This is a genomic window from Vibrio sp. HI00D65 (genome assembly GCF_001635455.1).
Lineage (GTDB): Bacteria > Pseudomonadota > Gammaproteobacteria > Enterobacterales > Vibrionaceae > Vibrio.
Genome location: NZ_LWEH01000254.1, coordinates 1 through 335 on the forward strand (window position 1 = coordinate 1; position 335 = coordinate 335).

At 46.3% G+C, this 335-nt stretch carries 1 protein-coding gene; it reads right to left on the minus strand.

Translation table 11 applies throughout. From position 1 onward, the window contains the following. Positions 1-335: bifunctional 3-hydroxydecanoyl-ACP dehydratase/trans-2-decenoyl-ACP isomerase (fabA, locus tag A3712_RS17000; RefSeq protein WP_157618799.1), on the minus strand; the 335-nt coding region annotated here is incomplete at both ends.

Here is a 335-nt window from a genome sequence, read left to right on the forward strand (position 1 = left end):
CAAGGCCCATAACTAGACGACGGTTAACAACGCGCTTCATGTGGATCTCGTATGTTACTTTTTTCGCTGTAGGTAGGATTTGACCAGTAAATTTAACTTCACCAACACCTAGAGCACGGCCTTTACCTTCTCCGCCAACCCAACCAAGGTAGAAACCAACCAGTTGCCACATAGCGTCTAGACCTAGGCACCCTGGCATTACAGGGTCACCAGGGAAGTGACAATCAAAGAACCATAGGTCAGGAGTAATATCGAGCTCAGCAAGAACCAAACCTTTACCGAAATCACCTTCAGTCTCAGACATTTTAGTGATGCGGTCCATCATCAACATGTTT